Genomic DNA, 12,241 nt, shown 5'->3' with positions numbered 1-12,241 from the left:
CACGCGATTCCTCGGCGCCCTGCCGGGTGCGGGTCAGAGCCGGTGGCCGGTGTTGTCCAGGCCAGCAAGCCCAGCGGCTACGGCAAAGAGCAACAGTTCCATGCGGTCAGGCTACCTTCGACGGCGCGGCCTGGATAGCGGGAGGTGCAGTAGCCGCAGGAGCGGCCGCCTGGGCCGCAGCCTGAGCCGCCTGGTTCTCGCGGGCAAGGAATGCCGACAGTTCGCCGATGGTACTCATCAGCGGAGCCGGGAAGACGACGGTGGAGTTCTTGTCCACGGCGATCTCCACGAGGGACTGCAGGTTCCGCAGCTGCAGGGCCAGCGGGTGCGCCATCATGGTGTCGGACGCCTCGCCCAGGGCGGTGGCTGCAATGGATTCGCCCTCGGCGGCGATGATCTTGGCCCGCTTCTCCCGCTCTGCCTCGGCCTGCCGGGCCATGGCGCGCTTCATGCTCTCGGGCAGCTGGATGTCCTTGAGCTCCACGAGGGTCACCTCGACGCCCCACTCCAGTGTGAGGGCGTCGAGGATTTCACGGATGTCGCTATTGATGTGTTCTGTCTCGGAGAGGGTCTGGTCCAGGCTGTGCCGGCCGACGACCTTCCGAAGCGTGGTCTGGGCGATCTGGTTGATCGCGGCGGCCACGTTCTCGATTGCCACGACCGACTTCACGGCGTCAATCACGCGGTAATACGCCACTGCGGAGATGTCCACGCTGACGTTGTCCTGGGTGATGATGCCCTGCGACTGGATCGGCATGGTCACGATCCGCAGGCTGACGAGCTGCAGCCGGTCGATCACCGGGATGATGAAGCGCAGGCCCGGCATCCGGACCCCGATGACCCTACCCAGCCGGAACAGCACACCCTGTTCGTACTGGCGCACAATCCGGATCGACATCCGGGCCGCGATGAGCAGCAGGGCAATGACGAGCAACCAAAGGACGACGGCGGTGATGTCCATCCGAATCGCTTCCTAGCGTGGGGGGGTAGCTGTATCCATTCTCCCACCGGCGGGGCTAAAAGGCGCCGGTGGGGCGGGGGCTGCCGGGGAGACCGTAGAATGAACAACGGATGGGTTGACCAGGCGGCCGCGCGTCACGCAAGTGGCTCGAGGAACGTCCGGGCTCCGCAGGGCAGGGTGGTGGGTAACGCCCACTCGGGGTAACCCGCAGGCCAGTGCCACAGAGAACAGACCGCCCGCCAAAGGGCCGTGTCCGCACGGTCCCGGGAGCAGGTAAGGGTGAAACGGTGGTGTAAGAGACCACCAGCTTCCCGGGTGACCGGGAAGGCTAGGTAAACCCCACCCGGAGCAAGGCCAGACAGGACACGTTTGAGGGCTGCCCGCCCGAGTGTCCGGGTAGGCTGCTGGAGGGCGTCGGCAACGGCGTCCGTAGATGGATGGCCGCTACTCCCGCGCCGGTAACAGCGCGGGAACACAGAACCCGGCGTATCGGTCAACCCATCCCACGACCTGCCCGGAATCCCCCGTGAAAGCGGGGGATTTCGGCGTTTCTAAAGGGTTTTCATGGTGGTCCGCTTGGCTCCATTTGGCCTTATTTGAACCCATTTGAATGACCCTTTTGCCCCTTTTGCCCACGAGAATCTGGGGGATTCGACTATATAGTGCTGCATTCGCCGCCCGAGTTCTCGCAAATTCAGTTGCCAGCGCTTAGCCGGCCGCCATACAGGCTCAGGTACCGGTATCCGAAGATGGCGCTAAGGAGTGCGTCTGCCGTGGCGGCCCCCGACATGGGGCGGTGAGTGTGGGCCACGTCGTTCCTGAACCCCTTGAGAGTCTTGAGTTGCCGAGTCACTTCGCTACCCAGGGGCGGTGCGCCAACCAGATTCATCAGTGACGGCAGAAGGTAGTCCAGTTGGAACGCGAGCGGAGTGTCGTTGAGGAAGTCGACCGCATGCTTCTTAGCGCGGAACGCCGAATAATGCTCTGCGAGGACCGAGTTGAGCTTAACTTCAACCGCAACCATGGCGGGAATCACAGCTGCTCGGTATTCCTTGTTGCTGAAGGATTCGATGGCGGCGACCAATGGTTCCATCCCTACTTCGGCCTGGGAGTCCAGCCAGACGCAGCCGACCGTCACCTCGCACGTTTGGGGGTTGCCGGACAAGGGCCACGCGACGAATCGCTGGACGTGAGCAATGGGGCCCTTGGTCAGGTGCTGCTGAAGGGCCGCGGGCACGAGAACCCCGCCGCCTGGCTCTGCTTGGGGAGTGAACGTGAGGCTGAGAATCTGCGCTTCGGGGGGAACTCCCCAGTCGGCCAAGTCCAGTTCCATGAACTCACCATTCGTGAGCCGTAGCCGACCAACGGAATGTGATGCCAACCCAAGTCCGACTGCACCGGGCGACAGGGGATGTTCCTCCTTCAGCCCTCGTCCAAGGAGGGCCCAGAGTGACTCTGCGTATCCGCACTCCCGGCAGGAAGCCGTCTCTCCTTTGAAGTAAGAGTCGAACGCTGAGTCGTCGGGTGGCGGCAAAAGTCGGTGACACTTCGGGCAGCTGCTCCCGGAGAGGGATAAAAGTAGGTTGGACACGGCGCCAGCATACAGAAACCAACTCCGCCGGACCGGAAAACCTGTCGCCAGACGCTTCGCTGTCTAGGCGGCGAGGAAGCCCGGCAGCCGGTCACCCCAGCGCACGCCGCGGAGCTTGACCGGGCAGCGGTGGTACTCCCAGACGTCCCACGCTGAATGATCCGGGTGATGGTTGCGGCCACGGCGGTGATCACGACGGCCGCACCGCCGAGCCACAACCGGATGCCCTCGGGGAGGTGCTGGCCGAAGCCGGCGACGATCTCCTGCTGCGCCTGTGTCACACCCAGAATTTGGGTGTGGTTTCGACATGCTGCGCCTCAGTGTTGGCTGAAAGCCGTCGCGTTCTCGACATCTGACATAGCGGACTCTTGCTCCAATCTCGCCCCCTGCAATAGAGAGACATGCGCGTCGCGCTGCGCTGGAGTGGCCTTTGGCCATGCCATGGCGCAGAAACTGAGCTCAGTCCATGCAGCCGACATCAGATCGAAGTACCGGCTGCGGTCCGCCTCCACCTCACGGTTCGTAAATGTTGCCAATGCCAGTGTGCCCATGTGGTATGGCCATTTGCCTATCTCTCCAGGCAAAATTTTGTTTTCGTCCTCCATCTGCCAACGCAAGGAGGCCGCCTCGGCCGCCAATAGAAGGTCCTGAATAACCGCGGCCCCCTCACGGTATTTTTTGATCATCGCGGCCGTTGCTGCGAGCAGGTCGGCGATCGCGGCTATCTGGCGCGCCTCAGCGGCGTGCCTCTTCTGCTGGCCGTTGGTGAGCCGCACAACTAATAACGCAACGAGGCCGCCGAGGACCGCTGATACGAATGAACCAATGACTCCGCTCCACAGCTGTAGGAGCCAAATTTCGTCGCTGTTCATTTGCGCTCAGGCCTTCGCGGGCGACGACTCAGGCACCAGCAGTCCTTCGTCAGCACCCGCCTCGTCCGGAGCGCCCAGGACGTTATTTTCGACTCCCTCGTCGCTAGGCGCTTCGCGCCACACCAAGACCGTCACGACGGTTGTCAGGACGAACAAGACCACGGCTGTCCCGCCGATGGCATATGACAATGCGTCCGGGCCGAAAAACAACGACAGGCCTGCACAAACTGCGATTCCCGCAGCTATGAGGTTGAGAATCGCTTTGGCATTTTGTAGGCGCTTAGCTGACTTCGGTCTTTTCAACACGTCGTCCGTCTTGGAGTACAACTCCATGGCTTCTGCGAAAAGTTTGACAGACACAGTGGCGAAGCCGCCAACAACGAGCACGCTAGGCACACAGAATTCCCCCAAAGAGACATAGGCAACTGGCCACTTCCGGACCAGCCAGAAAACTTTATCACCGCATATTGCTCAGCCCCACTAGACCCTTCGAAAACCAGCCGAGCTTGTACACGGCTACTAGCACTTGCTGGAACGTGGCGGAAAGGACACCATGGCCAAGGACACCCGGCCATACATTACGGTCACGAACGAACTGTTCCGGCACCCCAAGTGGAGGCGAATCAGCAACAAGTCCAAGTTGTACCTCCTCGAGCTCTGGGGCTACTGCAGGCACCTACGTTGCCCGGCGCCGCAAGGTTCTCCTCTCCGACTATGCGGAGAGGTGGCAGAAACACCAGCGCCACCAGCGCCCGTCCTCCCAGGGGCAGATCGCCGGGAAGTTCAAGAACTACATCGTCCCCACCTTCGGGAAACCGTGCCCTCGACTCCATCCAGCGGGCCGATATCCAGGAAGCGGTGGGGGACTGGGCTGAGACGCTGGCGCCCTCCACCCTCAAGGTCACGTACGGGTACCTGGCGTCCATGTTCAAGGCCGCGGTCCTCGACCATGTAGTGGCCGCCAGCCCGTGCGTCGGAATCAACCTGCCCGCCGTCGTGGACGTCGCCGTGGTGCCCTTGCGCACCGAGAAGGTCCAGGAGCTCGCGGACAAGATCTGGAAGCCGCACAAGCCCAGGGTGGTGTTCTGCGCGGCCACCGGACTCCGATCCTCGGAGATGCGGGGCCTCACCTGGGACCGGGTCGACTTCAAGGCGTCCATGATCAGCATCGACCGACAATGCACAGGGGCACAGCTCCACGGACCCGGAATGGGGTCCGTTGAAGACGGCGGCGAGCCGGCGGCGCATCCACGTGGGGGAGCAGACGCTGCAGCTGCTCAAGGTCCTGCAACAGGGCCCGGCTGGTCCGGGCCGGATCATATTCCAATCCTCGGGGAGGGCGATCAACAGGCACACAGCGAACGAGGCGTGGCGGCATGCGCGGACGAAAGTCACCGGGCTGGGGGATGGGTGGCATGAGCTCTGGCCCTATCACGCGTCCCAGCAGATCGCCGGCGGCATGTCCCCGGTCGCGGTTGCCCATAGGCTAGGGCACAAGGACGCGACCGAGACACTGCGGACGTACGCTCATCTCTGGCCGGACGATGACACCCGGGCGGCAGCCCTTACGGTCGGTGGCGTGAGCGTGGATTTGGCGACGATTGCCCATACTTTGCCCACGAGTACCCCGAACGCTTAGTGCTTCCGCGGAGTCTTCTGGAACCTGGCGTATCGGTTAACCCATCCATCCACGCAAAAGGGCCGCCACCTTCCGGTGCCAGCCCCCGCGTTCCAGACGTAGATTTCGGATCAGGCCTTGGCCTTCCGCTTCACCCAGCCCCACGCCGCCGTGGCGACAAAGAGGACCAGGCCAATGATGGCCAGCCAGATCAGGCCCTTCACGACGAAGCCCAGGATCGAGAGGATAAGCCAGATGACAAGTAGTGCAACGATGAGTCCCATTCGGCCATCCTAGGGCAGGGGCGCTACGTTTCCGCGGACATCCGGTGTGAGTGATTTCACCCCCTACCGGCCGGTAGGGGAGCAGGGGCCGCCCTAGAATGGAGAGCGAACGTAGAAGTTCTGCCGCCGGGTCTGCGTTCGCAGCCGGTGGCTTTTTCTTTGCGATGCATATAGGTACGCGGGCTGGACCGAATTCCCGCAACGCCAGGTTCCGGGCATCCGCCGGTAGCCGACTTCCGCATACGAGGACGTATGCGGTGGATTCTAGGAAGGTAGTTCTGTGAGCCAGACGTCAGATTCTTGTCTTGATACGTGGATGGGCCGGGAGGCGCTCGCCGAGGCCATGATCCCGGTGATCGGCCGGCTGTACCGCGAGAACAACGTGGTGACGTCCATCCACGGCCGGAGCCTGATCAACAAGTCCACCATGAACATCCTCAAGGCGCACCGCTTCGCCCGGCGGATGAGCAAGGAAGAGCTGCGCCTCGAAGAGACGGCACCGCTGCTGGATGCCCTTACCAAGTTGGACCTGGGCGCGGCAGCGATCGACATCGCCCGCCTCACCGAAAAGTACCGCGCCGAAGGCGACGGCGTTAGCCTCGACGAGTTCCTGCGCGACGAGCTGGCCGAAATTGTCGGCAAGCGCGGCGGCGACGACCGCACCAGCACCGACGTCGTCCTTTACGGTTTTGGCCGAATCGGCCGGCTGCTGGCCCGCCTCCTAATCGAAAAGGCCGGCGGCGGCCACGGCCTGCGCCTGCGCGCCATCGTGGTGCGCCGCGGCTCGGACAACGACCTCACCAAGCGTGCCAGCCTGCTGCGCCGCGACTCCGTGCACGGCTCCTTCGAAGGCACCATCAAGGTGGACCTCGAGAACGACACCATCACCGCCAACGGCGTCCAGATCCAGGTCATCTATTCGGATAACCCCGCCACGGTGGACTACACCGCCTACGGCATCCACGACGCTCTCGTCGTCGACAACACCGGCCGCTGGCGCGACGCCGAGGGCCTGTCCCAGCACCTCCAGAGCAAGGGTGTCTCCCGCGTCCTGCTCACCGCGCCGGGCAAGGGCGAGCTGAAGAACATCGTGCACGGCATCAACCACGGCTCGATCACCGACTCGGACACGATCGTCTCCGCGGCGTCCTGCACCACCAACGCCATCACCCCGGTGCTGAAGGCGATCAACGACCGCTACGGTGTGGTGCACGGCCACGTCGAGACGGTCCACTCCTTCACCAACGACCAGAACCTGATCGACAACTTCCACAAGGGCGACCGCCGCGGACGCTCCGCCGCGCTGAACATGGTCATCACCGAGACCGGCGCAGCCAAGGCTGTCGCGAAGGCCCTGCCGGAACTCCTTGGCAAGCTCACCGGCAGCTCCATCCGCGTCCCCACCCCTGACGTGTCCCTGGCCATCCTGAATCTGAGCCTCGAAAACGGCACCACCAAGGACGAGGTCAACGACTACCTGCGGGAAATGTCGCTTCACTCGGACCTCCGCAAACAGATCGACTACATCGATTCGCCCGAGGTGGTCTCCACGGACTTCGTCGGCTCGCGCCGGGCCGGCATCGTCGACGGCCTCGCCACCATCAGCAACGACAAGAACCTGGTGCTCTACGTCTGGTACGACAACGAGTTCGGCTACAGCTGCCAGGTGGTCCGCGTCATGGAGGAAATGGCCGGCGTGAACCCGCCGTCGTTCCCGGCCAAGGACGCAGCGGCAACGCTGGAAGCAGCCGGACTGCCGGTCGAGGTCGGGTAGCCTGCTTCCCTTTCCCGGCCGCGTCTCTGGAATCGGCCGGGAAAGGGAACCACAATGGAGCCATGGAACAGAACCCGGCTCTGGAACACGAAACCACCCTCGAACACGCCCTCGATGTGGCCCGGCGGAACGCCAAGGAGGCCAAGCGCCTCCTCGACGACGCCCGTGCCAAGCGCGAGGCCGGCGAGATTGACGACGCCCGCGTCAGCCAACTCGAAGCGCTGCTGACCCTTGCCGAGGAGGACCTCCGCCGGGTCACCAGGGAACAATGACCCCGCAGGACTGACCGGCCGCGCTCCGACGCCGGACCGGTCCTCCACACTGTGGATAAGCGGCCCGGTGTCGGTCGTCCCGCCTAGGCTGTGGTGGTGCAGCGCCCCCATCCCTCACGGGAACTTCCGTGACCGCCACATGGAATGACTTCCGGCGTGCCCGGCGCCGAGCCCGCCAGGCCTGGGCCGTCCTGGCCGCCGGGCTGGTGGTGCTGCTCGCCGCCGTCGGCTGGTTCTTCACCTCGGGCCAGTTTGCGCTGGGAGAGCCGCAGGCCGCCGGCCCCAGCGAGGCTCCCGTCCTCGCGCCGGGTTGGATGAAGGCTGTTGCCCCGGTGCGGCCCGTGCCGGGCGGAAGCGCCGCCGAGCTGCTGGAGACGCTGCCGGTCAAGGGCCGGGCCGCTGGGAACAACTACGAGCGCAGTGCCTTCGGCCAGGCCTGGTTCGACGTCGACCGCAACGGCTGCGACACCCGCAACGACATCCTCCGCCGCGACCTGGCCGGTGCCAGTTTCACCGAAGGCTCCCGCTGCCGGATCGGCGCCGGGTCCTTCCAGGAGCCCTATACCGGCCGGACCATCGAGTTTCGGCGGGGTGCGGAGTCCAGCAAGGCGGTGCAGATCGACCACGTCGTGGCTCTGGGGGACGCTTGGCAGAAGGGGGCCCAGCAACTGACGGCCGAGCAGCGCCAGCACCTGGCGAATGATCCGCTGAACCTGGTCGCCGCGGACGGCCAAGCCAACCAGGACAAGGGCGCGTCCGACGCCGCCAGCTGGCTGCCGCCGAACAAGGCCTTCCGCTGCCACTATGTCGCCCGGCAGATCTCGGTCAAGGCCGCTTACGGGCTGTGGGTGACCCCGGCCGAAAAGGACGCGATGAAGCGGATTCTTGATGCCTGCCCGGGGCAGCAGACGGTGCTGCCGCGCTGAGGCGCGCGGCCAGTCAGAGGGGCCCGTCAGATGAGCACTTTGGCCAGGCACCAGCCCACCCGGCTTAACGGTTCCTTGAAGCTGCGCGTTGGCGCGGCTCCCGCATTCCCGCTTAGACGCCGAATTCCTGCGCGGCGAGTTCAGCTTCCAGCCGTTCGACGTCGTCCCGATGGCACAGCTCGGTGGCCTGCGTCGTGACGGTCGCGCTGCCGGCGGCGACGGCCGAGCGGAACGCTTCAGCCAGGCTGCGGCCCTGAGCCAGGCGCAGCACAAAGGCCGCCAGGAAGCTGTCGCCCGCGCCGACCGTGCTCCGTACCTCGACCTGCGGTACGGCCAGCCGGAGGGTGCCCTCCCGGGACGCGAGAACGGCGCCCCGGCCGCCGAGGGTCAGGGCGACATGCTCGGCGGATCCGTCGGCCACCAGCGCCATCGCGGCATCGAGTTCGCTTTGCTCGCTGTCCAGCGTGGTGCCGAAATGCAGTCCGAGTTCCCGGCGGCTGGGTTTGATCAGGAAGACACCTTCGGCCAGTGCGGCGGCCAGCGCCGGCCCGGAGGCGTCCACGACGCATCGTGCATTTTGTTCCCGGGCCAGCCGGGCCACCTCGGCATAGAAGTCATCCGGTACCCCGGGCGGAAGGCTTCCGCTGGCCACCACGTAGCCGCCCGGCTGGATGGAATCCGCCACGAGCGTCAGGCAGAGGCGCCATTCGGACTCACTCAACTCCGGCCCCTGGAGGACGAAGCGGAACTGCTTGCCGGTGGACGCCTCATCGACCGTGAAATCCTGCCGGGTGCTGCCCTGGATCGGCACCACGAGGGTGGGTAGGCGCTCGGCCTCGATCAGCCGCCGGTACGCCTCGCCGGTGGGGCCGCCGGCGGTGTAGACGGCCAGGGGGCGTCCGCCGAGCCGCTGCACGACGCGCGCCACGTTGATGCCACCGCCGCCCGGATCCAGCCTGCTGGGGCCGCAGCGGAGTTTATGGCCGCTCTTCACTAGCTCGGTGGTGGTACTGATATCCAGGGCAGGGTTCACGGTGACCGTGAGGATGGGCAGCACCTGCGCCGACGGGGATGCATCCATGAGCCCCAGCATAGGAGACGCGGCCTGATCCCGGGCCGATGGCCCTAGCCGGAAGAAAGGGGTTCCGCGAGAATGGGCGCGGCAGGACGCGCGGCCCGATGCCCGCGGCACGACTGGAGCGGGAATATGGCACATCGCAAGGGAAGCCCCGGCAAGGGCAGCACAGGGAGGGCGTTGGCGCGCCGGTCCGGGGCCGAGGACTCTCCGGAGGCAACCGGACGACTGCCCCTCGGGGTGTATGAGGCCGAACTTGCCCGGCTCCAGGCAGAGCTGGTTGCGCTGCAGGAATGGGTCCGCAGCACGGGGGCACGCGTGCTTGTGCTTTTCGAGGGCCGCGACGCCGCAGGCAAGGGAAGTGCCATCAAGCGGGTCACGGAATACCTGAATCCGCGCGTTGCCCGGATTGTGGCGCTGCCGGCCCCCACCGACCGGCAGCGCGGCGAATGGTACTTCCAGCGCTACGTGGAGCATCTGCCCGCAGCGGGGGAAATCGTGCTGATGGACCGCTCCTGGTACAACCGCGCCGGCGTCGAACGCGTGATGGGGTTCTGCACGCCCGCGGAACACAAGCGCTTTATGGCCCAGTGTCCAGTGTTTGAGCGCCTCCTGATCCAGGACGGCATCCTCATGTTCAAATACTGGTTCTCGATCAGCCACGCGGAGCAGGAACGGCGGTTCCGGTCCAGGCTCGAGGATCGGCTGCGGCAATGGAAGCTTTCGCTCATGGACCGGGAGGCGATCATGCGATGGGAGGACTACTCCCGGGCCAAGGACGACATGTTCATGCAGACGGACACCGCAGAATCGCCGTGGTTTGTGGTCGAGGCCGAGGATAAACGCCGGGCCAGGATCAATATGATCGCGCACCTGCTTTCCGGCATCGACTACACCGAGGTCCGGACCGAGCCGGTGACCTTGCCGGAACGGCCGCGCGCCGTCAACTACACCCGCCCGCCGCGGGAGCTGTACCGCTACGTGCCGGACCACGCCGCCCTGCTGCTGAAACACGGCGAGGAATAGTCCGGAGGCCCGTCCCGCCGGCGGGTTTAGTGGCCGAACGGATCCGGGTCCACGCCCGGCATCCACGTCAGCCCGGGAACGCCCCAGCCGTTCTTCTTGGCCTGCTTCATCGCCTTGCGGGAGTACCGGTCGATCAGCCGGTTGACGTACAGCTTGCCGTCGAGGTGGTCGTATTCGTGCTGGATCACCCGCGCGAACCACCCGGTCGCCTCAAACTCGACCGGGTTGCCGTCGCCGTCGAAGCCCTGCACCCGGGCCCATTCGGCCCGTTTGAGCGGGTACTGCCCGCCCGGGAAGGACAGGCAGCCCTCTTCTTCCTCATCCGGGTCCGGCAGCGCGCCGGAGACCTTGGAGAGGGTCAGCACGGGGTTGACGACGACGCCGGACGGCGGCGCGCCGTCATCGTTTTCGTACTTGTACACGAACAGCCGTTTGCCCACGCCGACCTGGGGCGCGGCGAGGCCGACGCCGTTGGCGGCGTCGTTGGTCTCGAACATGTCCGCGATCAGCGTGCGGAGTGCGTCGTCGAAGACGTCAACCTCGGCAGCCCGGCGGTGCAGGACGGGTTCGCCCCAGATCGTGATGGGTAGGACTGTCATGTCGAAAGAGTTCCTTTGGTGCTGTGGGCTGCTGGCGGCGGGAAGTCAGTCGGCGATGGTGCGGCCGACGACGTCGCGCATGATTTCGTTGGTGCCGCCGAAGATGGTCAGCAGCCGGGCAGCCAGGAAGGCCTGCGCCACCGGGTACTCCAGGATGTAGCCGTAACCGCCGTGCAACTGAAGGCACCGGTCAGTGACGGACTTGGCACGCTCGGAGGCCCACAGCTTTGCCCGGGCTGCGGAGGCGGCGTCGAGCTCGCCGGCGTTGAAGGCCTGAATGGCCCGGTCAACGTAGGACTCGGTGACCTCAACCTCGGTGAGGATGTCGGCCAGCTCAAAGCGGGTGTTCTGGAAGTCGATGATCCGCTCGCCGAACGCGTTGCGGTCCTTCGTGTACTTGACCGTCGCTTCGTAGACGGCCCGGACGACGGCGGAGCTCGCCACGGCGATCGCGAGCCGGCCCTGGGGGAGCTGCTCGGCGGCGTACTGCAGGCCCTTGCCCTCCTCCCCGACGAGGTCCGCGTGCGGGACGCGGACGTTGTCAAAGAACAGTTCCGCGGTATCCGAGGCCTTGAGGCCCATCTTGTCCAGCTGGTTGCCGGTGTTGTAGCCCTCGCCCTTGCGGACCATGAACAGTGAGAAGGAGTCGCGGCCGCCGCGCCCGGTGCCGCCGTCGGTACGGGCAAGGACCAGGGAGGCGTCGCCGGAAATGCCGTTGCCGATGAACGTCTTCTGGCCGGTGATCAGCCAGTCGTCGCCGTCGCGCACCGCCTTGGTGCGGATGCCACGCAGGTCCGAGCCCGCGCCGGGCTCGGTCCAGGCCACCGAGGTGACCGTTTCACCGGAGACCATCCCGGGGAGCCAGCGGCTCTTGAGGTCTTCGGAGCCGTAGGCCAGCAGGTGGGGGAGGACCATGTCATCGTGCAGGTGGAAGGCGAGGCCGACGGCGAGGTGGTCGCTTTTGGCGAATTCCTCATCCAGCACGGCACGGAAGCGGTAGTCGGCCATGCCCAGGCCGCCGAACTCCTCGGGGACGGCGAGGCCCAGCAGGCCCTGTTCGCCGGCCGCCGACCACAGTGTGCGGGGCATCATGTGGTCCTGGTCCCACTGGGCGTAGTGCGGGGCGACCGCTCGGGTGTTGAACTCCGCGGCCATCTCACGGAACATCTCGTGGTCTTCTTCAAAGAGCTGGCGCTTCATGAGGTTCCTTCCGTGGACGGACAACACTGGACCGAGAATATCT

At 65.3% G+C, this 12,241-nt stretch carries 13 protein-coding genes and 1 other RNA gene; 6 read left to right on the top strand and 8 right to left on the bottom strand.

Annotated features, from left to right (window positions below):
• Positions 1 to 106: 106 nt before the first annotated feature.
• Positions 107 to 961 (bottom strand): slipin family protein, encoded by an 855-nt coding sequence (locus FFF93_RS09965; RefSeq protein ID WP_186372130.1) that lies wholly within the window; start codon positions 959 to 961, stop codon positions 107 to 109.
• 111 nt (positions 962 to 1,072) lie between these two features.
• On the opposite strand from FFF93_RS09965, the gene rnpB reads away from it, so the two are divergent.
• An RNA gene (rnpB, locus tag FFF93_RS09960) (RNase P RNA component class A) lies at positions 1,073 to 1,466 on the top strand.
• A gap of 189 nt (positions 1,467 to 1,655) precedes the next feature.
• On the opposite strand, the gene FFF93_RS09955 is transcribed toward rnpB, so the two are convergent.
• The 3 genes from FFF93_RS09955 to FFF93_RS09945 all read right to left on the bottom strand — a co-directional run bounded on the left by FFF93_RS09955 (position 1,656) and on the right by FFF93_RS09945 (position 3,820).
• A complete protein-coding gene (locus tag FFF93_RS09955; protein ID WP_138769051.1) occupies positions 1,656 to 2,294 on the bottom strand; it encodes a hypothetical protein in 639 nt (212 codons plus the stop codon).
• A 575-nt stretch (positions 2,295 to 2,869) separates the two neighbouring features.
• The gene (locus tag FFF93_RS09950) at positions 2,870 to 3,424 is read right to left on the bottom strand and encodes a hypothetical protein (RefSeq protein ID WP_138769052.1); all 555 of its coding nucleotides are present in this window, start codon (positions 3,422 to 3,424) and stop codon (positions 2,870 to 2,872) included.
• 6 nt (positions 3,425 to 3,430) lie between these two features.
• On the bottom strand, positions 3,431 to 3,820 hold the full coding sequence (locus FFF93_RS09945) for a hypothetical protein (protein ID WP_138769053.1): 390 nt from the start codon (positions 3,818 to 3,820) through the stop codon (positions 3,431 to 3,433).
• A gap of 856 nt (positions 3,821 to 4,676) precedes the next feature.
• On the opposite strand from FFF93_RS09945, the gene FFF93_RS17240 reads away from it, so the two are divergent.
• Positions 4,677 to 5,063 carry a hypothetical protein gene (locus tag FFF93_RS17240; protein ID WP_395858382.1) on the top strand — a complete coding sequence of 129 codons (387 nt, stop codon included), beginning with the start codon at positions 4,677 to 4,679 and terminating at the stop codon, positions 5,061 to 5,063.
• Positions 5,064 to 5,173: 110 nt separating this feature from the next.
• Here the strand turns inward: FFF93_RS17240 and FFF93_RS09935 are convergent, their stop codons facing one another.
• Positions 5,174 to 5,326: an LPXTG cell wall anchor domain-containing protein gene (locus FFF93_RS09935; protein ID WP_138769055.1), complete on the bottom strand. Its 153-nt coding sequence runs from the start codon at positions 5,324 to 5,326 to the stop codon at positions 5,174 to 5,176.
• 316 nt (positions 5,327 to 5,642) lie between these two features.
• On the opposite strand from FFF93_RS09935, the gene FFF93_RS09930 reads away from it, so the two are divergent.
• The 3 genes from FFF93_RS09930 to FFF93_RS09920 all read left to right on the top strand — a co-directional run bounded on the left by FFF93_RS09930 (position 5,643) and on the right by FFF93_RS09920 (position 8,298).
• Positions 5,643 to 7,100, top strand: a complete 1,458-nt coding sequence (locus tag FFF93_RS09930; RefSeq protein WP_261375429.1) for a glyceraldehyde-3-phosphate dehydrogenase — start codon at positions 5,643 to 5,645, stop codon at positions 7,098 to 7,100.
• Positions 7,101 to 7,162: 62 nt separating this feature from the next.
• Entirely contained in the window at positions 7,163 to 7,372 is a 210-nt protein-coding gene (locus tag FFF93_RS09925; protein ID WP_138769057.1) for a hypothetical protein, read from the top strand.
• Between the two features lie 128 nt (positions 7,373 to 7,500).
• Positions 7,501 to 8,298 carry an HNH endonuclease family protein gene (locus FFF93_RS09920; protein ID WP_138769058.1) on the top strand — a complete coding sequence of 266 codons (798 nt, stop codon included), beginning with the start codon at positions 7,501 to 7,503 and terminating at the stop codon, positions 8,296 to 8,298.
• A gap of 112 nt (positions 8,299 to 8,410) precedes the next feature.
• On the opposite strand, the gene FFF93_RS09915 is transcribed toward FFF93_RS09920, so the two are convergent.
• Positions 8,411 to 9,379: a 1-phosphofructokinase family hexose kinase gene (locus FFF93_RS09915; RefSeq protein WP_222424619.1), complete on the bottom strand. Its 969-nt coding sequence runs from the start codon at positions 9,377 to 9,379 to the stop codon at positions 8,411 to 8,413.
• Between the two features lie 126 nt (positions 9,380 to 9,505).
• On the opposite strand from FFF93_RS09915, the gene ppk2 reads away from it, so the two are divergent.
• Positions 9,506 to 10,399 carry a polyphosphate kinase 2 gene (ppk2, locus tag FFF93_RS09910; protein WP_138769059.1) on the top strand — a complete coding sequence of 298 codons (894 nt, stop codon included), beginning with the start codon at positions 9,506 to 9,508 and terminating at the stop codon, positions 10,397 to 10,399.
• A 26-nt stretch (positions 10,400 to 10,425) separates the two neighbouring features.
• Here the strand turns inward: ppk2 and def are convergent, their stop codons facing one another.
• Together def and FFF93_RS09900 are read right to left on the bottom strand one after the other, a co-directional pair.
• Positions 10,426 to 10,998: a peptide deformylase gene (gene def / locus FFF93_RS09905; protein ID WP_138769060.1), complete on the bottom strand. Its 573-nt coding sequence runs from the start codon at positions 10,996 to 10,998 to the stop codon at positions 10,426 to 10,428.
• 45 nt (positions 10,999 to 11,043) lie between these two features.
• Complete coding sequence (locus tag FFF93_RS09900) at positions 11,044 to 12,198, bottom strand: acyl-CoA dehydrogenase family protein (protein ID WP_138769061.1); 1,155 nt, start codon at positions 12,196 to 12,198, stop codon at positions 11,044 to 11,046.
• Positions 12,199 to 12,241 lie beyond the last annotated feature (43 nt).

The organism is Arthrobacter sp. KBS0702 (assembly GCF_005937985.2).
Lineage (GTDB): Bacteria > Actinomycetota > Actinomycetes > Actinomycetales > Micrococcaceae > Arthrobacter.
Note: the sequence above shows the minus strand (reverse complement) of the source record. Positions and strands in the feature narration are given on the sequence as shown.